Source organism: Bacillus sp. JJ1533 (genome assembly GCF_036965045.1).
In the GTDB taxonomy this organism is placed as follows: Bacteria; Bacillota; Bacilli; order Bacillales; family Bacillaceae_L; genus Ferdinandcohnia.
The window spans coordinates 1-21,498 of sequence record NZ_JBALOV010000021.1 but is presented as its reverse complement, the minus strand read 5'-3'; the positions used below and the strand labels follow the sequence as shown (position 1 = coordinate 21,498).

General features: G+C 35.0%; 24 protein-coding genes. 9 read left to right on the top strand and 15 right to left on the bottom strand.

What is annotated here, in order from left to right; genetic code table 11:
• The first annotated feature begins 81 nt into the window (after positions 1-81).
• On the top strand, positions 82-438 hold the full coding sequence (locus V7138_RS10420) for a winged helix-turn-helix transcriptional regulator (RefSeq protein WP_335396740.1): 357 nt from the start codon (positions 82-84) through the stop codon (positions 436-438).
• Between the two features lie 176 nt (positions 439-614).
• Here the strand turns inward: V7138_RS10420 and V7138_RS10415 are convergent, their stop codons facing one another.
• The gene (locus tag V7138_RS10415) at positions 615-1,133 is read right to left on the bottom strand and encodes a hypothetical protein (protein WP_335396738.1); all 519 of its coding nucleotides are present in this window, start codon (positions 1,131-1,133) and stop codon (positions 615-617) included.
• 604 nt (positions 1,134-1,737) lie between these two features.
• Here V7138_RS10415 and V7138_RS10410 point away from each other — a divergent pair.
• Positions 1,738-2,742: a DUF3231 family protein gene (locus V7138_RS10410; protein WP_335396735.1), complete on the top strand. Its 1,005-nt coding sequence runs from the start codon at positions 1,738-1,740 to the stop codon at positions 2,740-2,742.
• A gap of 379 nt (positions 2,743-3,121) precedes the next feature.
• On the opposite strand, the gene V7138_RS10405 is transcribed toward V7138_RS10410, so the two are convergent.
• On the bottom strand, positions 3,122-3,298 hold the full coding sequence (locus tag V7138_RS10405) for a hypothetical protein (protein ID WP_335396732.1): 177 nt from the start codon (positions 3,296-3,298) through the stop codon (positions 3,122-3,124).
• Positions 3,299-3,393: 95 nt separating this feature from the next.
• The gene (locus tag V7138_RS10400; RefSeq protein WP_335396730.1) at positions 3,394-4,101 is read right to left on the bottom strand and encodes a hypothetical protein; all 708 of its coding nucleotides are present in this window, start codon (positions 4,099-4,101) and stop codon (positions 3,394-3,396) included.
• Between the two features lie 255 nt (positions 4,102-4,356).
• Between V7138_RS10400 and V7138_RS10395 the strand changes: the two genes are divergently transcribed.
• Entirely contained in the window at positions 4,357-5,511 is a 1,155-nt protein-coding gene (locus V7138_RS10395) for a hypothetical protein (protein ID WP_335396727.1), read from the top strand.
• A 65-nt stretch (positions 5,512-5,576) separates the two neighbouring features.
• On the opposite strand, the gene V7138_RS10390 is transcribed toward V7138_RS10395, so the two are convergent.
• Entirely contained in the window at positions 5,577-5,738 is a 162-nt protein-coding gene (locus V7138_RS10390) for a DUF3934 domain-containing protein (protein WP_335396724.1), read from the bottom strand.
• A gap of 200 nt (positions 5,739-5,938) precedes the next feature.
• Here V7138_RS10390 and V7138_RS10385 point away from each other — a divergent pair, with 200 nt between their 5' ends.
• On the top strand, positions 5,939-6,421 hold the full coding sequence (locus tag V7138_RS10385) for a nucleoside deaminase (RefSeq protein WP_335396721.1): 483 nt from the start codon (positions 5,939-5,941) through the stop codon (positions 6,419-6,421).
• A 180-nt stretch (positions 6,422-6,601) separates the two neighbouring features.
• Here V7138_RS10385 and V7138_RS10380 read toward each other — a convergent pair whose 3' ends face one another.
• The 6 genes from V7138_RS10380 to V7138_RS10355 all read right to left on the bottom strand — a co-directional run bounded on the left by V7138_RS10380 (position 6,602) and on the right by V7138_RS10355 (position 11,258).
• On the bottom strand, positions 6,602-7,513 hold the full coding sequence (locus tag V7138_RS10380; RefSeq protein ID WP_335396718.1) for an MBL fold metallo-hydrolase: 912 nt from the start codon (positions 7,511-7,513) through the stop codon (positions 6,602-6,604).
• Positions 7,514-7,720: 207 nt separating this feature from the next.
• The gene (locus tag V7138_RS10375; RefSeq protein WP_335396716.1) at positions 7,721-8,143 is read right to left on the bottom strand and encodes a VOC family protein; all 423 of its coding nucleotides are present in this window, start codon (positions 8,141-8,143) and stop codon (positions 7,721-7,723) included.
• Entirely contained in the window at positions 8,140-8,787 is a 648-nt protein-coding gene (locus V7138_RS10370) for an NUDIX hydrolase (RefSeq protein ID WP_335396713.1), read from the bottom strand. The genes V7138_RS10375 and V7138_RS10370 overlap by 4 nt, the downstream gene beginning before the upstream one ends.
• 352 nt (positions 8,788-9,139) lie before the next feature.
• Positions 9,140-9,529 carry a DUF5661 family protein gene (locus V7138_RS10365; protein WP_335396710.1) on the bottom strand — a complete coding sequence of 130 codons (390 nt, stop codon included), beginning with the start codon at positions 9,527-9,529 and terminating at the stop codon, positions 9,140-9,142.
• Between the two features lie 257 nt (positions 9,530-9,786).
• Positions 9,787-10,443, bottom strand: coding sequence for an HAD family hydrolase (locus V7138_RS10360; protein WP_335396807.1), 657 nt, complete (start codon positions 10,441-10,443; stop codon positions 9,787-9,789).
• Between the two features lie 266 nt (positions 10,444-10,709).
• Entirely contained in the window at positions 10,710-11,258 is a 549-nt protein-coding gene (locus V7138_RS10355) for a hypothetical protein (RefSeq protein WP_335396707.1), read from the bottom strand.
• Between the two features lie 241 nt (positions 11,259-11,499).
• Here V7138_RS10355 and V7138_RS10350 point away from each other — a divergent pair, with 241 nt between their 5' ends.
• Entirely contained in the window at positions 11,500-13,197 is a 1,698-nt protein-coding gene (locus tag V7138_RS10350; RefSeq protein ID WP_335396704.1) for a M3 family oligoendopeptidase, read from the top strand.
• Between the two features lie 135 nt (positions 13,198-13,332).
• Here the strand turns inward: V7138_RS10350 and V7138_RS10345 are convergent, their stop codons facing one another.
• The 4 genes from V7138_RS10345 to V7138_RS10330 form a co-directional block, all read right to left on the bottom strand.
• Entirely contained in the window at positions 13,333-13,620 is a 288-nt protein-coding gene (locus V7138_RS10345; RefSeq protein ID WP_335396702.1) for a hypothetical protein, read from the bottom strand.
• A gap of 262 nt (positions 13,621-13,882) precedes the next feature.
• On the bottom strand, positions 13,883-14,737 hold the full coding sequence (locus V7138_RS10340) for a DUF4652 domain-containing protein (RefSeq protein ID WP_335396699.1): 855 nt from the start codon (positions 14,735-14,737) through the stop codon (positions 13,883-13,885).
• Positions 14,738-14,910: 173 nt separating this feature from the next.
• Positions 14,911-15,804: a putative RNA methyltransferase gene (locus V7138_RS10335; protein ID WP_335396696.1), complete on the bottom strand. Its 894-nt coding sequence runs from the start codon at positions 15,802-15,804 to the stop codon at positions 14,911-14,913.
• A 340-nt stretch (positions 15,805-16,144) separates the two neighbouring features.
• Entirely contained in the window at positions 16,145-17,059 is a 915-nt protein-coding gene (locus V7138_RS10330; RefSeq protein ID WP_335396805.1) for a LysR family transcriptional regulator, read from the bottom strand.
• A 139-nt stretch (positions 17,060-17,198) separates the two neighbouring features.
• Between V7138_RS10330 and V7138_RS10325 the strand changes: the two genes are divergently transcribed.
• Both V7138_RS10325 and V7138_RS10320 read left to right on the top strand, forming a co-directional pair.
• Positions 17,199-18,473 carry an MFS transporter gene (locus tag V7138_RS10325; protein WP_335396693.1) on the top strand — a complete coding sequence of 425 codons (1,275 nt, stop codon included), beginning with the start codon at positions 17,199-17,201 and terminating at the stop codon, positions 18,471-18,473.
• A 46-nt stretch (positions 18,474-18,519) separates the two neighbouring features.
• Positions 18,520-18,957, top strand: coding sequence for a MaoC family dehydratase (locus tag V7138_RS10320; protein WP_335396690.1), 438 nt, complete (start codon positions 18,520-18,522; stop codon positions 18,955-18,957).
• Positions 18,958-19,311: 354 nt separating this feature from the next.
• On the opposite strand, the gene V7138_RS10315 is transcribed toward V7138_RS10320, so the two are convergent.
• On the bottom strand, positions 19,312-19,863 hold the full coding sequence (locus tag V7138_RS10315; protein ID WP_335396687.1) for a short-chain dehydrogenase: 552 nt from the start codon (positions 19,861-19,863) through the stop codon (positions 19,312-19,314).
• Positions 19,864-20,052: 189 nt separating this feature from the next.
• Here V7138_RS10315 and V7138_RS10310 point away from each other — a divergent pair, with 189 nt between their 5' ends.
• Together V7138_RS10310 and V7138_RS10305 are read left to right on the top strand one after the other, a co-directional pair.
• Complete coding sequence (locus tag V7138_RS10310) at positions 20,053-20,556, top strand: DoxX family protein (protein WP_335396684.1); 504 nt, start codon at positions 20,053-20,055, stop codon at positions 20,554-20,556.
• A 373-nt stretch (positions 20,557-20,929) separates the two neighbouring features.
• Positions 20,930-21,498: DUF421 domain-containing protein (locus V7138_RS10305; RefSeq protein WP_335396681.1), on the top strand; the 569-nt coding region annotated here is incomplete at its 3' end.

Genomic DNA, 21,498 nt, shown 5'->3' with positions numbered 1-21,498 from the left:
TGACTTATAAATACCTTTTTAAGAAGTACGCACTTTAAAGTGGTATAGTATACAAAGAGATACTATTGGAGGTAAATGAACATGAATATTGAACCGGAATTATGTCAAGTCGATGACGCTTTAGATATTATCGTGGGGAAATGGAAGCCCATTATTTTATTACATTTATTGAAAAACGGTACAATGAGATTCAGTGACTTAAAACGTAGTATCCCAGAGATTACACAGAAAATGTTAACTAAGCATTTGAGAGAGTTAGAAGATGAGGATATTATTGACCGAGTAGTTTACCCACAAGTACCACCTAAAGTTGAATATTCTATAACTGATTATGGAAGAAGTTTAGAACCTATTTTAGTGAATATGCATGAATGGGGTTTAAATCATCAGAAGCATAAACTGCAAAAGCAAAATGAAAGAGCATCGACAACCAAATAGTCGATGCTCTTAATAATTTAATGAGGCTTACATTATACTTCTTATTTCAATTAACCTGCTTTGTTTGCTCAATAATAAATTCAACAAAAGGGTGCATTAATTCCTTCTTGGATTAATGCACCCTTTAGCTAACAGCGATTCACAAAGTCTAATTTCAATATCACTTCAAGAAAAAATTAATAATAACTTTCTACAATCTTTCCTTGGTTATCATATCCTATCACATTGGCAATTTCCGTTTGAAACTCTTCTATTGTTGTTGCTAGAATTGGAGGTAAGTCTGCAATGAATGTATTATTTTTTGCTTTAATTTCCTGGATTTCCCCATTTTTATATTCAATAACAAACTTTTCTACCTCATATTGGTCTGTTGTAATTGCACCATGAATTATATTACCTATACCTTCAAAATAGTTAGCTTGAACAAAAAAAGGGTAACCTTTGCCTGAACTGAACCTCATACCAACGCTTTGGTCATTGCTGTATCTATACTTTCCCTTCTCGAAATGGTAAACACCTAAGATATGCTGAGTTTGGTCCAAATAATATACTAATTGCTTCTCTTTGTTTTGGTTGAGAATTTCTATTGGAGTTTTCCATTGACTTTGTACTGCTTCTTCAAGGGAACGATAACTTCTATTACAACCTGATAATATAAATAGAATGATAACTACAAATATGGTCACTTTCTTCATGAAATACCCCCAATTTCTAAAGAAAAATCTAATTCTTAACTTCAATAAGAAAGAGATATTATCCTTCATCCACAAAACTACACCTTTAGTTGAAGAAGCCTTTATTTTTCAAATCTCACTAACGTTTTTTCTGGTATTTTAATCTGATTAATATCAAAGTTATTGATTTGGAGAGTTATCTCGCCCTCTTGCTTATCCGTTTCTTCTCCAATCCAACAGCTATATAACGATACTATAATTATTATTGAAAATAGCCAAGCTAACAAAGGTATTTTGTGATGAATAGGCAAGATAAAGAAAATAATACCTGTAAATACAACAGATCACCTATGGTATGAAATAACCCCAAACTTACTGTTAAAATATTCTACACCTAAATATATTCCTACCCATAACAATACCATAATGTTCGTTTTTTCCATCCTTCAGGGAACTTCCCTAAGTATATTAATACGGTTGCAGAGTATGATACGGCATAGCTAAAATTGTAATCGTTGTATGGTTTAAATTAGCCTTATTTCACTGAATATTTTACTAAAGCAGTGATAATGTCCCTCATATTGTGGGAGACTAAAAAGTAAAAAAGAAAGGATAATTTATACATATGGAAGATAAAACAAAGATTCCTTTAACGGCTGCCGAAATATCGGGGTTATGGGCGCAATATATAAATGACACAGTGGCAACTTGTGTAAATCGTTACTTTTTAGAAAAAGTAGAAGACGAAGAAGTACGTCCAGTTATTGAATGGACATTGGATACAGCTAAAGAGAATCTTTCTATTATGGAAGAGCTTTTTAAAAAGGAAAATTATCCGATACCGATTGGATTTGCCGAGAATGATGTCAATCTTGATGCCCCCAAACTTGTTTCAGATTCGTTTATGCTTGTATACCTAAGGCATATGTCGATTATTGCTATGACTGCAGGTGGTTCATCACTTGGAATTGTTACACGTCCGGATCTTGTATCTTTTTTTAAACGTATATCCGAAAAAGGAATTATGTTGCAGGATTTAACAAGAGAATTAATGTTAAAACAAGGGACATATGTTAGGCCCCCGTCTCTATCCAAGCCGGATAAGGTTGAATTTGTAAAAGATCAAGGTTTTTTGGCCGGATTTTTTGGTGACAAGAGGGCCCTAACAGCTATTGAAATTACACAATTATTTATTAATCTTGAATCAAATGCGATTGGGAAAGCCTTAATAACTGGTTTTGCTCAGACTGCACAAGACGAGGAAGTAAAGCAATATTTTTCAAGAGGAAAAAAACTTGCTGAAAAAAATTCAGATATATTCACTCAATTTTTAAAAAAAGAGGATTTACCTACTCCTATGAGTTGGAGTTCAGCCATTTCAAATACTACAACGAATGTTTTTTTTGATAAACTCATGATGTATCATATATTAACTATGGCCTCAGTTTCAATTGGATATTATGGAACAGCTATGGGTACAAGTCAAAGAAGAGATTTAGGACTGAGGTATGCGTCGATGCTTCCAGAGGTTTTACTATATGCTGAAGATGGGGCCAATATTATGATTAAACATGGATGGTTGGAAAAACCTCCTCAAGCAGATAATAGAGATCAATTAATAAATGAATAGTAGTGTAAACCCATTCGAGTAACTATTTTGATGGGCTGCATTTCCTGTATTTGGGCAACTTTAAGGTGGAAGTTTTATATGAAGGTTGCAAAAAAAGCTAATCCGTTATATAGGATTGGCTCTTTTACGTTTCTATTCGTTAATGAATTATTTTATACTTTGAATAATCAACTTTTTCAGCTTCCGAAGGAGCCTGGCGAACACATAAAAAAGTAGTATTTTATTCATCCTATTATTAGGTTAAATGGTACGATTATTGAACATTAATTAAAATCAATCTTCAACTAACCTGCACCTTTTAGTGCAAAAAGCAATTACTGATTTTGAACGCTATTACCTGTTATTTCAATAAGTAAATACAGACTTTTAGTTTATAAGTTTATTCTTTATTAGATAAATCGAAAAGGCTATTCGATATCCCGCCAAGATTACCGCTTATAACCTCTAATAGTTGAATGATTTGGCTAAGCCATAGGGCAATGAATGCTGAACTGATCGCTATAACAACCCAGGAAAGAACTTTTATTATTTCTAAAGTCTTGACATCGATTTTCATTAAAATATTCCCCTTTATAAAATATAATTATTAATCTACTATAATGCACCCTTTAATTTAAGTGCATTTTTTCACAAGCAAAAAACCTTATGTTATTATTCTTTCAAGTTTTTAAAAAAATCATATATTTCATCAACTTTATAGGTTTTATAAACTAGTTCTTCTTTGTTAAATACGAGTATTACAGGGAATGTTTCAATTCCCAGTTCTTCTTTATAATCGACCACGTAATCTTCATCGTATTCCATCCATGTGGCTACGGCTTCTTGCTCTTTGTTTTCCATGATGTTCAAAATCTTTCCGTACATTTGCTCTTGCATCTCGTCGGGCACTTTCTCACCAATTTTGTACATTACAACAATATTAAATCCTTCTACATGTGATAAGAGCCTTAAATACTTATCTCCGTCTGTCATCTTTAATAATATTATTTCTTTCGGATAACCCTCGAACTCATTCCCTCTTGGTGGATTAACTAACACTTTTTGCCCCTTTTTTATATCATCAATAGATGCTTCTGTTCCATCCTCATAGTTAATAACTGTTTCTTCCGTTATCTTAGATGTATAAGAATATCCTTCACTTGTTATACCAGGACCTTTTCTATCTCGTTTTTCCCATTCAGAAATATCAACAACAACGCTGACTTCGCTTTTCTTAACTTCCAATACAGTTCCTATCATTTTATCATCTTTATAATGTCCGTAAGGGTACTCTCCATTGTCTACCGCATTTTTACTACAAGCAGAAATATATAACATGCTAAATAAGAAAATAACTAAAAATGGAATTCCTTTTCCCAAGTCGCTTCCCCCTCATTATGTATTAGACATCTTAAAATGATTTATATCTCATAAAACAAACCTGCTTCATTTGTTCAATAAGGAATTCAACAAAAAGGAGCTTTAATCCTTCTTCTATGACCTACGCTTCACCTTCACAAACTTGATTATTTTCTATGAATATCTGAAAAATAAATGACTAATTTACCAAGTTGCAAAATAATTATGTTAGACTTAAAAAAGGAAAAAAATTGAAGGAAGGGGATTGATAAGAAGATGAAATCGAAAGCATTATTAGGATTGGGTGCGGTTGTTATCGGAGGAGGTTTAGTCGTTGGATTTACGCACGTTGATGCACTATCGGAAGCAAAAGCGGAAAAACAATCGGAAGTGAAAGTGAACGCACCAACGAAGGAAGAAATCAATGAAATAATCAAGGATTATCCAAAGAATACACCCTTAAAGCCAGAAATGTCCGACAAAGTGACGAAATATCTTGAAACAGTGGAAAAGAACGAAGAACCAAGTTTCGAAACTATGAAGAATAACCCAACGGTCACGGCAGCGGTTTTTGCATATCAACAGGAAGACGAAGCATTGCAAAAGAAAATTCGATTCAATCTTCCATCTAGTTCACTACTTCATTACAACACATTTGAAAAAGGTTTCTATCCGCAAGATCTTCTTAACCAATCAGTTGAACGTGACATTCCGATTTTGGAATCCGTGAAATCAATGTCGGAAAATGTGGCATTGAATGGATTGATTGACGAAACGATTGAAGGTATAACCGAAGCACGGACAAACAGGGACGCAGAAGGATATTTCAAAGCATGGGCGAAATTGAACGCCTTGAATGATATAATTGGGGACTTATCTCGTCCGAAGGAATGGAAGGACGTATCAACAAAGGGTGATTTAACACATCCTGATTTCCCTACGAATGCGAAAGATTACATTTCAAGCAAATTGCGATTATGGAACAAGGAAGCCGACGAAAAATTAATGCAAGCGGGATATCCGCCCGAATACTACTACGCTATTGAATCATATGGAATCCTTACAGTCGTGGGCGATCATATTAAGGTTGAAGGTGCTGATCTTGAAAAAGATTTCCATAAGTTGCGAATGCTTGCAGCGGTTATACAAATCGAACAAGACAAGCGATCAAATCACGTAAAAATTGACAAAGCAAAAATGCATAAACAGCCCCCAAGTAAAACGGTTAAGAAGTGGAAGCCCGCAAGTGAACGATATCACCAAGCGGTTAAATACATGAAGCAATTGTTGAACGATATTAACGTCGTGGTCAACAAAACGGGACAACCGTTCGGCGTGTCGGAACACTTGGACGGAGATAAGGTTGACGAATTGGATTCGTTTTTAAAAGTTGACGAAGCGAATATCAAAGAAATGTTGAAATACTGGTAAAAACAAAACGACGGCGGGGCTTCCTGTCGTTTTGTTTTTTACGGTTCCTTTCGACAAAAGCGACTTTACCTGTTGCTTGTGGGGTTATTTTCACCATCCGTTTTTTTTATACCTTTACTTTTATAAGGTTTTGCACTCTTTTTTTTGTTTGCACTAGCCTGCCAACGATTCCAGCCCTTCTTGTCTGTTCCTCTCCCTGTTCCACCTTTTCCTTTAGCTTTACTCATAAAAATCACCCCATTTTCTAGTGTTAGTTTCCTATCTGGTTAGTTTTAGTATTTTACTCAGTTATTAACCATGTAAAGAATATGATTTTCACTTGCCAAATACCTCTGAATTTGATTGACTTTATATAGGATCAAGCCTCATTCAAACAGGTATGTTTATAATTTATTGATAAAAAATAAAGGCCGAGGAGGATACAAATATGATAAATGAAACAGATTTGAAGCACCTGAGACGTTGTGTTGATTTAGCAAAAACTGCATTGGAAAAAGGTGACGAGCCATTTGGTTCAGTCCTTGTTTCAGCAGATGGAGATGTGCTTTTTGAAGATCATAACCATGTGGCAGGCGGTGACCATACCCAACACCCTGAATTTGCGATAGCCAGATGGGCTGCCAATAATATGACAGCTGAAGAAAGAAGCAAAGCGACAGTATACACCTCAGGGGAACATTGCCCGATGTGCGCTGCGGCTCATGGCTGGGTTGGTTTAGGCCGGATCGTTTATGCAAGTTCGTCTGAACAGTTGGCACAATGGTTGAGCGAAATGGGGGCTCCTCCATCTCGTGTACGGAATCTTCCTATTCAAGATGTGATTCGAGATACCACAATAGATGGCCCTGTTCCTGAACTGGCGGAGGAAGTCCGAAGTCTCCATCGTCAGTTATACATTAGTAGGCGTTGAACATATCGCTCCCCGCTGTTTAAATATGTCATAGTTTCATAATATTAGTTTTTGCTCTACCAAACGCTTTGAAATGATCATTGTAGAAAAAACATAACTTCATTGACCAAAATGACTAGGAGAGTTATTACAATCCTAGTCTTTCTACTGTCCTTAATCAGAACCAATTTTTCAACTTAATTACATTACGGTTTCCCCTATTGATAAAACCTTTAATTGCTCCTTCGGCAGCTGGCATTTTTCCCATTCTCGCAGTAAACGCTCCAAGGCTTCGGGCCCTGTATCATCTGCTAATCGATAAGCACCATAATGCATGGGAACAAACTGCTTTGCTTCTAATTCGATAAATGCCTTCACACTATCTTCAGGAGAAATATGCGAGTCTGCCATAAACCATTCCGGTTCATAGGCGCCAATTGGCATAAATACGATATCAATCATAAAACGTGCAGCTATTTCCTTAAACCCGGAGAAATAGCCTGTATCCCCGACAAAATAAAACGTTTCACTGGTGGTTTGAAATATCCACCCGCCCCAATGGGAGGTATTCATATCGTTAAGCGACCTTCTTGTCCAGTGCTGAGCTGGAACAAAGTGAATGCTAATCCCTTCGTATTCTAACGATTCCCACCAGCTCATTTCTGTTACATTTTGATACCCTTTTTTTATAAAAAGAGACTTCATTCCAATGGGAACAAAATAGGACGGATTACCTTTTAATTTTTTCAAGGTTGGAAAATCAAGATGGTCATAATGCCCATGTGAAATGGCCACAACATCGATTTCCGGTAAATCTTCCAACGGAAATCCTGGTTCTGTTAATCGCTTCTGAAAACCCATCCGTTTCGCCCAAACCGGATCAGTAAGTATATTAAGTCCATTAAGTTGAAGCAAAAAGGTAGAATGTCCAATCCAGGTATAGGAAGTTCGAATTCTATTTTCCTTAATTTCTTGAATCCTTTTGTTTGAACATTGCGGAATATTTTCAGTTAAATCCTTCACTTTACTTTGTCTTTCCTTCTGCCACTTTCGCATATCCCGAAACGTTTTCTTAGTCGAAACATCATTCAAGTTACCATACCTTGACTTCATAATCTCACCTTTGGGACATAGGGACAGGTTCCGTTGTCCCAATCCTTTCTATTTGAGATTTAGGAGATAAGTCTTCCAACAAACTAATATCCGTTTTTCGTAACCTCTAGTTAAGTTAAATAAACCGTTCATTCTCCCTTTATGATAACGGTTATTCTAACTTAATACCAATTTTGGCCTTAGTTACAGATGAAGTTCTTCTAATCCTTATTCTGCAAAATCCCAGGCAGGATTCCAAACTACTTCCCACAAATGTCCGTCTGGGTCTTGGAAGTATCCAGAATATCCTCCCCAAAAGGTATCGTGTGCTGGAACTGTAATAGTTGCACCAGCCTTGACCGCCAGATCCATGACCTTATCAACCTCTTCTTTACTCCCTACATTATGACCAATCGTAAACTCAGTTGGACTTATTGGGGTCTGATTTATGTTTGTGTCGTGAGCGATATCCTTGCGGTTCCAAATTGCGAGTTTTAATCCTGGTTGTAAATCGAAAAAAGCAACCGCACCGTGTTCAAATTCTTGACCTACGATTCCTTTTGTTGGCAGTCCTAATCCTTCCTTGTAGAATTTTAATGACCTTTCCAAATCATCTACACCCAATGTTAGAACGGAAATTCGTGGTTTCATCTCATACACCCCTTTGGATTAACAACGTATTCGTTTATTTTTTGAATAACTTCTTTATAAAAAGAAACTTGATGTGGAACAAATTTATCCTTGCTTACAATTTCTTTCATACTTTGCCTTATTCCATCATCATTTATTTGAAATCCATTGATTTCGATTTCATCTTTTTCACCAAACCAGAGTTGAGAAAAATCAATAAGTTTAGCTTTCACAATCCCTGCAACCTCTTCTACTTGAAGCGTGAAGTCATGAAAGGTATTTTCGTTCTTGTATAAAAACACGTTCGCTCGTTCTTTATCAATAAAATCTTCTTGTACAACACAATAATCAATTACACCTAATTTTATTAACTCCTCAAAAGCTACATCTATCCCAATTTCTTCTTTTATTTCTCTTACTCCATCCTCAACTGTTTCATCAGCTAGTAAATGACCAGCAGCAGTAATATCTAATAGATTAGGATAGTCTTTTTTATTTTTACTACGAAGCTGTAAATAGATATAATCTACTCCCCCTTCATTACTGATAAACCAACAATGAAATACTTCATGCCAGTATCCAAGCTTATGTACATCGCTCCGAGATGCTACACCTATAAGGTTCTTATTATCATCAAAAATCTTTATTTTTTCTTGCTCTCCCATAAAGTTCCCCTCCTAAGTCCTGACTGTTTCCATTTCTCGAAATACATCTACCTTCGTTTAACGAAAAGTATATCATTTTTGACTTTTCAAAGTCTCTCTGTTTAACAACGATTACATTGTTCCTCAAAATAAAAAAATGGGTGCCGAAGCAACCGTTTCAGATACATTTAATAATGCAAGTAATTTCTTATGACTTTAAATTCTAACACAGCCTAAATGAACTTATCAGTCCTGTTTGCGGAACAAAAAGAGGAGCCCTGTTTAGGTTCATTTATAAACAGGAAAAAGCTGCCCTAATGACAGCTTTAATCCTCAAATTTTGAATTTGTTACAATAGGGTAGCGAATAACGGTCATTTGTTCCAATAGGCTTTTGCCTCTTGCTCAAGTACCTTTAATCTTTTATAGTAATCAGGAATCTCGTTAAGATGAGCCAATGCAATTTTCCCTGTAATAATAGGATTATCTTCTGTAACATTTGTTTGGCTTTTTATTGATCCATGTTCAAGCTCTGTGTTTACTCCCATCCAAAACTCATCCAAATCAAATTTGGTCTTATTAAAATCAATGCCTAATAGTAAAGCAATTGCGGCTGCTTCCTCTCTTGAAAAAGATTTAGCCCTAGCTACATAATGTTCATATCTATGCCAGTTTGTACTTCCAGTTGTTGGATATTGATATTGGGTTCTATAGTCATAACCGTTAATGAAGTGATTCAAATACGGATTATTTAAGTAGTTCAAAATACATCTCTCCTAAAAAGGCAGTTACCAATTATATATGTTAGTTTCCTAATTACGAGCATGTCTATCTTAAGTTAAACAAATAGTGAATCTCACAAAAGTTCGATTAAACTAATTAACTCCCCCGCAATATTCATTGATTTTCCCTCCAATATACAATAGACATTAACATAATATTCCAAATCCCTATACGACTTTCCTACTCCAAAAATACAAAAAGCGACTGCCTTGTTTAGCAATCGCACATAGATGAGCCTTTAGGTAACATACCTTAATAATTTATCCAATGAATTGATCTCCATATATGGTTGTATTTCAGTATCGTTCTTGATCATATGAGGATTAAACCAAATGCCTTTTATATTTGCATGTTGACAACCACCAATATCCTTCTCTAGGTTATCGCCAACGAATAATGCGTCTTCCGGCTGCACATTAAGCCTATTTAAAGCTAGATCAAATATGCGTTTGTCAGGTTTACTAAATCCCACTTCTTCAGAAATAATGATGGTATCAAAATAATCATTTAAATGAGTGTTTATGATTTTAGCTTTTTGTCTTTGTGTTGAGCCATTTGTTATTATGGCAACTTTCACATGCCTCTTTATCGTATTTACGATATTAATAGTATGTTGATCGATTGAAAAACAACGAGGAAAATGCTCATTCCAGAAATCTTGAATAGAATTGTTTGGCAATCGATATTTTGGAGAAAAGTCACCAAAAAATGATTCTAAAACCTTTGTTTTATTACTATGGCCATAGCTTCTTTTATCATATTCTTTGAATTTTATAAGCATCGCATTTTTCGTTGACAATTGAACATCCTCATAGCACTTCTCTAAAATCAGTAAAAACATGTTATCTACTGCTTGATCCCGATTAAGTAAGGTATCATCTAAATCAAATAGCATTGCTTTATAACCAGCCAAAATACCTTCACAGCCTTTCTGCATTCAACTAATCATTTACAATGAATATACTTTTCATTTCTTGTAAGCTAATCACTTAGCTTTATTTATACACGATAGACACCATATAATGTTTCAACTTTTAAATGATTGAGTTATTCTCTTTGTTCAATGTGCTGGGACGAAAAAACCTAAATTATATTATTAATGCCTGCTGGATTGAATGATTTTTCTTATTCCTACTAACTTTATCTCAGTATGGATTAGAATTATTTTACGTTTTGTTTCATCTTTAGGTAATCTGGATTTTCTAGGATCTCTGGACCAGGATATGTTAGGTACAAATATAGATCCTGATTAGGAACATTCGTAGTGGCCTTCAATACTTGATTAGTCTCCGTAGAGTAAAAATAGCGGTCACTATCAGCTTCATTTATGAAAGATGTAAATTTAGAGCCTTCATAATCATCAAATACTTTGTTAAAGTATTTTTTATCTACCTTCGTTAATACGATCATGTCTACCTTTTTATCGATGAAATAAAATCTTGCAAGCCCATTATAATCAAAGACTTCATCTGCCCCACTTCCATCCTCTTCTTCTATTGCATACTTTTCACCTAGGCGATCTATTATCCTATCCATTGAGTCTCCCAAAGTTATTCCATGGACGTGGAGGTAACCTTTTTCATTTGAGAATGCCGGTTTATGTAAGTTCAGTTCTCTTGGTTGTTGTTTGTCTGCTAAATTATTATGAGTGCATCCTGAAACAAAAATAACAGTCAATAAGAATAACATCATTTTATTTTTTATTTTCATCATTATATCTCCCTGGAAAATACTCATTTATTACTAAACTTCCCGTTAGCTTAATCACTTCAACAAAAAAAGCGATAATCCTCCTTAGATTATCGAACACTGCAGTGTAAACGTGTTTGCGAACACAAAAAGGGAGCATGAGAACTATCCTGCTTTATCTATTTAGAAAAAGCTGGATGTAAGAATTAGGATTCTATAATATAATGAAAGATAGATTAAAAAAGGGGAAGGTGATTGAACGATGACAGAAGGTTTAAGTCATACATACTATAAAGAATTAATTGATTTACAAGATGTAGAAGGGGTAGAATATCAGATTCAAAGTTTACTGAATGTTCCAATTGAATCCGTTTCCGACCTAGAACAGTGGTTAAAAGAGGAAAAAAATTTAATGATTAAAATTTCTGAGGCGATGACAGGTCACCAAGTCGACTTCTACCGGAACACAGAAGATGCAGAAATCAAGTCGACGTATCTTCACGATCAGCAGGTCATTCAGCCGCTTTTAATGAAGTATGAAGCAAAACTAAATGAGAAATTCTGTGAGTCTCCTTATTTACACCAATTAGAAGAAAAACGCTACGGATTAATGAGGCAAGTTCGCGAGTCCAAAGTGAAGCTGTTCAGAGAAGAAAACATTCCACTCATGGTAAAAGAACAAGAGCTCTGCACGAAGTATAGTGAAATCATGGGAGGTTTAACAGTTGATTGGGATGGGGAGGAAAAGCCTTTTCCGTTTATCCAATCCCAACTGGATCATCTTGACAGAGCCATAAGAGAAAAAGCTTATAGGAAGATAGGAGCTGCCTTTCGTCAAATCAAGCAGGATATGGATGCCATTATGGACGAACTCGTGCAGCTACGCCATCAAATCGCATTAAATGCAGGCTTTGAAAATTATCGTGATTATATGTTTGTGGTCAAAAATCGTGAGTATAGTGTTCAAGATTGTTATGACTTTCATGAAAATGTCGAGAAACATATTATCCCAGCTTGGAATCGACTGGCGGATGTATTTAAGTCCAAGCTTGGTGTCGATACCTATCGCCCTTGGGATAACACTGCAAAATTGATGAAAAACCCACCATACTCCGAGGTGTCTACTCTTATGGATGGCGTTTCTAAGATGTTAGGGAAAACTGACCCATATTTTGCAGACCGTTTCGATTACATGAGAGAGAATGGGTTACTAGATCTTGGAGATCGAAAAGGAAAAAGCCCAGGTGGTTTCTGTACGTCCTTACCTGTTTCAGGGGATACCTTTGTTTTTGCGAACTTTAGTCCCTCTTTTTTCTCTCTGATTGCATTAATTCATGAAATGGGCCATGCTGTGAATGGGTACCTCCAGTTTTCCGAACACGGTCCAACTGAAGACTACCAGCATCGAATGGAAATAGCTGAACTGTATTCTCATGGGATGGAATTGCTCTTATTGGATAAGCTGGATCGTTTTTATCCAGAAGAAGAAGACTTTAAGAGCGCACAGCGTGAAGAGCTTAGACGGGCATTCACAATGTTATTCGGTCCATTGTCAGGAGACCTTTTCCAGCATTGGATGTATACGAACCCTACCCATACTGCTAAAGAGCGTGATGAAAAATACTTTGAAATCTCAAAACGATATGGGTTAAACCCTGTCGATACTACTGGATTTGAAGAGGAAATTGGGATGAGTTGGGCAGGAACCCTTCATTATTTTGAAGTTCCTTTCTATAATATCGAATACTCGATTTCAATGCTTGGTGCTTTACAATTACTTGAAAACTATCAGAAAGACCCAGAGCAAGCTGTCGAATCCTTTAAAAAAGGTGCAAGTGCGGACTACAATCAATCCATCGCAGCTATTTATAAAGAAACTGGGGTCAGTTTTGATTTTTCAGAGCCGGCCGTTAAGCGAATGGGTGAATTCCTAGAAAAGGTCATTCAAGACATCCATTAATAAAGTTGGCTATTAGGACGGCTTAATGATATTTATGTGATATAAAAATGTCCCTCTAAGGTAAAACAGATATATTTTAATCTGACTGCCTAAGGGGGATTCTCTTTCGAAGTACCGACATTATAAAATAAGTCATTATTTCTGACCTTTTCGTTCTAAAAGTATAGGTGCTATATTTAGTAAGATAGAAACAATTGTCAAAAACCATAATGCCCTTTCCATACCAGGTACTACATCCATTAAAGCTGCCCAATCTTCCACTTCTACCCACACTGATACAAGACTGTATTCTGCACAAAGTGTTAATGCTGTAAATGATAATCCTATCGCCATAGCAAGCTTATAATCCTTTCCTGCTTTATACATATAAAGATTTATAAAAGTTGCTACTATTGCAATAATCCCAAATATCATAAATAACATTACTAACCTCCATATATTTTTATTTTTGTCGTGTAATAATACTAATGTACATTTTTTGAATTACTTTATTTATTAGACATTAATACGTCTATTCTTTTTTTACAGTAAAAGCTCATTCCTTTTGTGATTTCTTATTGAACAAATCTGCTTCGCAAAACTTTTTTTCTGTCTATACAATATCCAATGATTATGCCTTCTAAAGGGGGCGAACATAAGATTTATCCTATTTACTAATTCAATTATTTTATGGGATATTTATTCCTTAATTCTCTATAGTTGATAGTTCTAAAGTTCTAGTTTCCATATACCCTTTGTTCATTTCGTCATCCTCATAAACGTGTACTTCATATGTTAGTAGATTACCTTTTATTGAAAAATCAGCTACTTCTTCCTTATTAGGGAGTTCCAGGATTGGAGTGAGCTCAAGTGTTGTTAAATTTAAGTGATAGAGATTACCTCCACGAGTTACTGTACCATGAACAAGCCCAATCGTTATCAAAACTGAATCATTGTCATACCATGCAATTTCCTTAGCCGTCCATTGATGACCATGATTAAAATCAATATTCTCAATCGTATTACTGGTTAGCTCCTTCAATACAATTGTTCCATTCGCTTCAAATTCTCTAAGCCCTTCAATCATCACTTGTTTTTCACCATTCGGCGACAGAATCCATTCATTTGGACAATCAGGTTCCTTTTCACGTTGAACCCGCTTAAATTCATACGGAACTTCAATTACAGAAATAAAATTTACTTCTTTAGTTGGCCATTTGGCTTCGATATTGTAAACATAACGCCCCGTTTCATATGGGATTGAGAAACTATTTAATTTTAGAGGGACATCCTTATCCCAAAGATAAACCGTAACCTTCGGATCATTGTCAATATGAATAGTAGCTTTTTCGTTTGGGCTTGTTACAATAGAAGGTTGTTGAGTAGCATATTCTAACAGAGGTATTCCTTCATATCCTTCTTCATTCAATATCAGTTCATTTTTAGTTCCTCCAATCGTTATAGTCCCTTCATCAATCGATGCTTCTGTTTCTCCATTTTCCAATCCAAGACAACCAGAAAGTATAAGTGTAATGAGTAGCAAAAACATAATTTTTCTCAACTTTTCACATCCTTAAACATATTGAGTTAAATATATATTTAAATTCATCCTTCTTCACCGAACCTGCCCCTATAGAGAAATAACTTCTACAAAAAAAATGCTTCTCCTTCTTTCAGAAAAGCACCCGTTAGTTGAAGAAAGACTATTAGGGTAGCACCCTAATAGTCTATTTTCTAAATTGTGTTTTTACCGATTAATATATCCAAATCTACAGTAATTTGAGCCGAATCCTTATTTAAAAAAGATTTTACTCGTTCTTCTGTTGTTGACCAAGTTAATGGAGTCATTTGAATCAACCATTCAATTGAAGATTTGTTAAGATTCATGGTGTAATTTAACCTTAAACTTTCTACAAGTTGAAAATTCTCATTAAATCTCTCTACGGTTTCTAAATTAGAGTAATTTTGCTTTTCAGTTTCTTGATAAAGATGTTCCCTTAACTCTTTTAAATAACCACTTTGAGGCACAACTTTGATTATTAAGCCGTCTGATTTCAATAATCTATTAAATTCAGCATAATTTGAAGGAGATAAGATATTAAGAATAACATCGAATTTTTTATTGTTAAATGGTGTATTCGCAAGGTCAGCAACAGCCCAAATTTTATTAGGGTAGTTCTTTGAAGCTACAATGATTCCTTCTTTAGAAATATCAATCCCTACTCCTACTAAATTTATAGAGAAGTCAGAGCTAACAATTTCACTAATATTAGAAAGTTGTGACCCCTCACCACATCCCGTATCAAGTATAGATATTGTTTCTTTTGTCTTATCAAAATGTTCATCTATAATTTTTGCAATTGCGTGGCTTAATGGTTTATAAAAAGCACCTTTGGTAATAAGTTTTCTTCGTGCTTCAAAAAGACCTTTGCTGTACTTAGTGTTTACTGAGTGAGTTGTAAAATTGATATATCCTTGCTTGGCAAAATCAAATGTATGATTATTTGAGCAGATTAAACTTTTAAACTCCAAAACCTTCATAGATGAATTACAAATTGGACAAGCAAAAATGGTATCAAAACTGCTCACATATTTTGCACTCTTTATTCTTTTATTCTCTTGTAACAAAGAAGTCACCTCATTCATTCGTTTTTAGATAAATGAAAAAGGCATAGACAAATAAACCCTCTTCATACTTTTTCTAAAAAATATGAGTTGGATTCGAAAAATAGTCTATACCTATTTCTATCTGTAACGAATGAATTGAATAATCATGGAAATAGCTCCTTTTTTACATATATAGGGATTAAACCCATAGATAAATATTAACGAGTCTTTATCATATTTGCAAAACCTTTTTATTCCACTAACCTGCTCCGATAATACAATAAATTCAACAAAAAAAGCGATTAATCCTTCTTGGATCATCGCACCCGTTAGTTTAAGTTTAAAACTTCACAATCTCAACTCAACAAGTAGTCTCCTCATTTGAACAGTCTCTTGCATGTTTTAAGGTAATATCTATAAAACTTGATAACGCAGGGGAAACCCATTTATTTTTGTGATAAAGGACTTGGGAGTATATCTGTTTTAAATCAGCTTCACAAGGTATAATTTTCAACTTTCCTTTCTCTACTTCATCCTGTACAGCCATTAAAGGTAAATAAGCAATACCAAGTCCACTCATTACAGATCGTTTTATCGCCTCAATACTCCAAAGTTCCATGATGTTTGAAGGTACAATCCCTCTATCACGTAGGAACTCTTCAAATATTCTTCGATAACTGGCTTCTTTCTCGTTAGTAATTAAACACTCGCTAAGCTTCTGATTTTCGTAACTTTTAGGTAAACTATTCAGTGAACAGTCAGGACTTCCAACTACAACAATCGGTTCGTTCATTAACGGATGGATGACTAAATCTGAATCCTCAAACTGTGGCAACATGACAAACGCAATATCTGCACTACCTTCAAGTATTGCTTTCTTGTTATCTCCGCAAGTGGCATTACTTAAACGGATGCTTACATGAGGAAATTTCTTTCGATATTCTCTTAGTATGAGTTCTAAGCGGTATACCGTAAGAGATTCAGGAGCCGCAATCTTTAACGTCCCTCTTATATCCTTTTCCTCACTAGTAATGCTTTCAATTTTCCCATAAGTACCCAAAATTTCTTGCGTATAGGGTAACAGCTTCTTGCCAATATCAGTCAACCTTACCTTTCGACCCATCCGATCAAACAGTGGTGCGCCTAAATGCTCTTCAAGTGTCTGAATATGAGAAGTCACCGTTGATTGGGTGTAACCTAAATGTTCTGCTGCTTGTGTGAAGCTACCCATTTCAATGACCTTTTTAAACGTAACAAAATGGCGTATTTCCATCATTTCACCCACTTTAATTTTACTCTTACTTCTATAGTATCAAAAAAATCAATGGATAACTTCATAAACTTCAATTTTACTAATAATTAGTTACGGGTTAGTATTAAGAAAAAACAGGAGGATATTCGGAGGTGGTTGAGTTTTGAAACGTATACACTATAGCTGGTTTATTCTTGCCATAACATTTTTCTCCATTATTGTTGCTGGGATTGTCATGTCGTCATCAGGGGTTTTCATAGACCCTTTCGAAAAGGAATTTGGCTGGGATCGATCTGTTATTGCACTCGCTTTTGCAATTAGTCTTTTTTTATTTGGTATATCAGGCCCGTTCATGGCAGCATTATTAGAAGTGATTGGGTTAAAAAAAATGATGTTTGGTTCAATGGCAACTTTGCTGACAGGTCTCATGCTTACTCTAATTATTAACCAGTCATGGCAGCTGATCATTATTTGGGGTGTTATTATTGGACTGGGAGCGAGTCTTTTTTTAACGGTAGTAAGTCCATATGTAGCGAATCATTGGTTTGAGAAAAGAAGAGGTCTTGCAGTAGGAATATTAACGGCAAGTACCGCGACAGGTCAGTTAATTCTACTTCCTGTATTAGCGACAATAATCGATAATTATTCGTGGCGACTAGCGATTGGTTTAATTATGATTCTTAGTTTCATTATGCTGATAATAATCCTTTTATTTATGAAAAACACACCAAAGGAAGTTGGCATTATTCCCTATGGACTTGAAGAAGAAATACAAGAAAGCAATGATGTGCAAAAGGAAAACCCTATTATAATAGCTTTCAATGGTTTGTCTAAAGCTGCGAAGGTAAAGGAATTTTGGTTGTTAGCTGGTAGTTTCTTTATTTGTGGGCTTTCAACGAATGGATTAATTGGGACACATTTTATTTCTTACTGTATTAGTTTTGGCGTACCTTTAATTACAGCAGCATCGCTTCTCTCGTTTATGGGAATCTTTAACCTTGTAGGAACAACATTATCAGGTTGGCTGTCAGATCGTTTTGATAATCGATGGCTATTATTTTGGTACTACAGTTTAAGAGGTGCTTCTCTGGTACTACTACCTTATGCACTATTTGAAGGTTCGTTTACTTTACTAGCAATCTTTACTGTATTTTACGGATTAGATTGGATTGCAACAGTACCTCCAACTATTAGCATCTCAAGACAAATCTTCGGTATAAAAACAAGTGGCATTATATATGGTTGGATTTTTGCCTTTCATCAGGCTGGTGCTGCAGCAGCAGCTTATGGAGGGGGTCTAATCTATAAATTTTTTGACACTTACACTTGGGCGTTCTTTTTAGCAGGTGTTTTCTGTTTATTTGCAAGTCTATTTGTAATTATCATTAAAAAACCAGAATCAATTCAATTAACCTCAAAAATTACCATTAATACATAGGAATGTTTAACTTTTTAAGATAAATATGTATGAAGGAGGATATTCTATGGGACTTTATCTTGATGATTTAAAAGTGGGTGATACTTTTATTAGTAAGAAATATCATTTAAGTGCAGACAAAATAAAAAAATTTGCTAGTGAGTTTGATCCCCAAGTTTTTCATTGTGATGAGAATCTAGCGGAAGATACATTTTTTAAAGGATTAGCTGCTAGTGGTTGGCATACTGCAGCGATTACTATGAAATTATTGACAGATAGTCTGCCTTTTGCTCATGGGATTATTGGAGTTGGTGGAGAGATTAAATGGCCACAGCCAACTCGCCCAAATGATGTTTTATATGTAAAGAGTACAATTAAAGAAATCAAATTTTCTAAATCAAAATCGAACCAAGCACTTCTATTTGTTGAGTGTGAAACTTTAAATCAACGTAATGAGGTTTGTCAAAATTTGGTAGCAAAACTTTTAAGTTTTAGAAAGAGTTAAGGTTAAAAAATGCACTGTAAAAGCTATCGAGGGATTTTTGGCAGTTTGAAGCTCTTATCGATAGCTTTTTTTCTTATCTATAAAATGAAAAGGAAACTCCCTAATTACAAGGGCTAAAATAATACTTCACAATGGTTGAAAATGATTATTATAACAACATTTTATTATAAGCAACAATCTATCTGAAAACAGCCTTTTTATAAGATCATTTAAAAAGCAATCCCAGACTTTCATAAAGTCTTTATTGCGCTAACCTGCTCCTTTACTTGAATAAGCAACAAGCTGCGTTCAAATTAATGTTCCTCTACTCTTGCACCGGCTTTTAACCACTGCCCTTCACAACGTTATAAATTGTCAATTAGGACGATTTCCCCAGGGTTCAATTTGACCAATAGTCATCACTTTCTTTTTCATCTTAATAGCTTCAATTACACCTTCAGAAATTTCCTTATTTGTTAACCATCTTGACTGGGTACCTTCAGATTTAAAGCCTAATTGAACTTGATAATATACATAACTGGTAGGTGCTGCAGTCTTTTTCTTGATTTCATCTAAGTTTGAACTACTCCCTAATATATGAAATAATTCCCAACCATTTTTACCTTTTGAAACCTCATTAGCAATAATTTGAAGAGCATTTTCTGCTTTCGAATGAATCCATGCAACTACAATATCAATATCTCCATTTTGTTTAATTGTTAGATTTATTTTCTCATTTAATTCGTCATTATTTCTATAATCAACTAATAATGGAGTTACGTTACTATTCGAACTGGTCTCTTGTAGAAGTTGCTTCATTCGTTCAGCGTTTCTAGCAATAATGGACACATGATAGCCTCTATCTATTAACCAAAGCGAAACTCTTGATAACATACCAGTACCACCAACAACTAATGCGTGCTTCAATGATCTTTCCCCCTCTAATTGTTTTTTATTTACCAATATTCGATAAACAATTTGAATTCCCTCTTTGTCTTATTGAACTAAACTGCACCGTTAGTACAATAAACCTTGGATTGAGCAATAAATGTCTAATTAGCTTTCCTGAATAATTGATATAAAAAACACAAAATATAGTAAAAAAGGAGGCCAATTATGTTTGTAAAATTTCTAAGAGAAAGTAAAATAGCAGCCATTGTATTATTAATATTCAGATTATATTTAGGTTATAAATGGTTTACTAGTGGATGGGGAAAGATAACAAGTGGCGGATTTGATCCAAGTGGGTTTCTTCACGGTGCTGTCGCTAATGCAAGAGGTGATAATCCAACTGTTCAAGGTTGGTGGGCATCGTTCCTTGAGGTATTCGCTATTCCTAATGCTGGATTATTCGGTTTCCTTGTAATGTGGGGTGAAACTCTGGTGGGAATTGCATTAATAGTTGGGATATTTACAACTTTAGCTTCATTAATGGGAACAATAATGAACTTTGCATTTTTATTTAGTGGTACTGTTAGTGTTAATCCTCAAATGCTCCTGTTGACAATTTTTGTTTTAGTAGCAGGTAGAAATGCAGGCAGATACGGATTAGATTACTATATAAATCCTTATCTAAGACAAAAGTTTGGCAGAGCAAAAGGACCTATTGAACAACCTTAATTAGGACTTGAATTTTCTACGTTTTCCCTCTTTTAAATATATTTGATATATGTACCACTCGGCTCTTTATTTTAATAACTTCAACTAAAATGAGCGATAATCACTCTTGATTATCGCACCCATTAGTTTAAGTGCAATCCTTCACAATCTCATCCTATGTTCCAAAACAAAGATCTAGTTTTCATTAAAAGTATTTTTCAATTATATGGCCCTTTTAATAGAATAACTAAAATATGGCCCCGATCCTAAAACACTTAATTCTTCTTCATCTATCGCACCCATTGAACCTTTTTTAATTACAGAATAAAGGTCTTGCTGTAAGAACATACTATCACAAACAAAATGTCGAGATTTTTGTATGGGAGAAATAGCGATGTCAGGATCTGTTGAAATCATCTTTCGAACCTTTACCGCTTTTATTTTATTATGGGTATTTGTCCAGTTGCTCGGTAAACAGACGATTGCCCAGAGGACCTATCACCTTTATATCGCTTCAATTACGATGGGGACAATTGCAGGAAATCTAGCATTCAATATTAAAATTAAATTCCTGTATTTTATGATTGCAATTATAATTATGGGTACCGTCGTTTTTATGCTGAATCTTGTTGCGGTTCGAAATCCCCGCTTCAGGAAATGGATCGCTGGAGAACCTGTTACCCTAATTCAAAAAGGACAAATTCTCGAAGAGTCAATGGAGCGAATGGGGTATTCACCAGATTCTCTTAAACAGGCTTTGCGGGGCAAAGATATCTTCAACATTGAAGAAGTGGAATGCGCCATTTTAGAGATAAATGGCTCCCTCTCTGTATTAAAAAAAAACCAATACCAAAATACCACTAAGCGGGATCTAACTTTACTACCCTCAGCAGGAACTGTACCGATAGAGTTGGTCTATGATGGAAAGATCTTATACGAAAACTTACCTAAACACACCTACGA

Coding starts and splice junctions, on each gene's coding strand:
- V7138_RS10330 (WP_335396805.1), bottom strand. CDS start 17,059: ATGATGGAAATACGCCATTTTGTTACGTTTAAAAAGGTCATTGAAATG.
- V7138_RS10375 (WP_335396716.1), bottom strand. CDS start 8,143: ATGAAACCACGAATTTCCGTTCTAACATTGGGTGTAGATGATTTGGAA.
- V7138_RS10415 (WP_335396738.1), bottom strand. CDS start 1,133: ATGAAGAAAGTGACCATATTTGTAGTTATCATTCTATTTATATTATCA.
- V7138_RS10380 (WP_335396718.1), bottom strand. CDS start 7,513: ATGAAGTCAAGGTATGGTAACTTGAATGATGTTTCGACTAAGAAAACG.
- V7138_RS10320 (WP_335396690.1), top strand. CDS start 18,520: ATGGGACTTTATCTTGATGATTTAAAAGTGGGTGATACTTTTATTAGT.
- V7138_RS10310 (WP_335396684.1), top strand. CDS start 20,053: ATGTTTGTAAAATTTCTAAGAGAAAGTAAAATAGCAGCCATTGTATTA.
- V7138_RS10345 (WP_335396702.1), bottom strand. CDS start 13,620: ATGTTATTTATGATATTTGGGATTATTGCAATAGTAGCAACTTTTATA.
- V7138_RS10405 (WP_335396732.1), bottom strand. CDS start 3,298: ATGAAAATCGATGTCAAGACTTTAGAAATAATAAAAGTTCTTTCCTGG.
- V7138_RS10360 (WP_335396807.1), bottom strand. CDS start 10,443: ATGCTATTTGATTTAGATGATACCTTACTTAATCGGGATCAAGCAGTA.
- V7138_RS10410 (WP_335396735.1), top strand. CDS start 1,738: ATGGAAGATAAAACAAAGATTCCTTTAACGGCTGCCGAAATATCGGGG.
- V7138_RS10385 (WP_335396721.1), top strand. CDS start 5,939: ATGATAAATGAAACAGATTTGAAGCACCTGAGACGTTGTGTTGATTTA.
- V7138_RS10420 (WP_335396740.1), top strand. CDS start 82: ATGAATATTGAACCGGAATTATGTCAAGTCGATGACGCTTTAGATATT.
- V7138_RS10395 (WP_335396727.1), top strand. CDS start 4,357: ATGAAATCGAAAGCATTATTAGGATTGGGTGCGGTTGTTATCGGAGGA.
- V7138_RS10355 (WP_335396707.1), bottom strand. CDS start 11,258: ATGAAAATAAAAAATAAAATGATGTTATTCTTATTGACTGTTATTTTT.
- V7138_RS10350 (WP_335396704.1), top strand. CDS start 11,500: ATGACAGAAGGTTTAAGTCATACATACTATAAAGAATTAATTGATTTA.
- V7138_RS10370 (WP_335396713.1), bottom strand. CDS start 8,787: ATGGGAGAGCAAGAAAAAATAAAGATTTTTGATGATAATAAGAACCTT.
- V7138_RS10390 (WP_335396724.1), bottom strand. CDS start 5,738: ATGAGTAAAGCTAAAGGAAAAGGTGGAACAGGGAGAGGAACAGACAAG.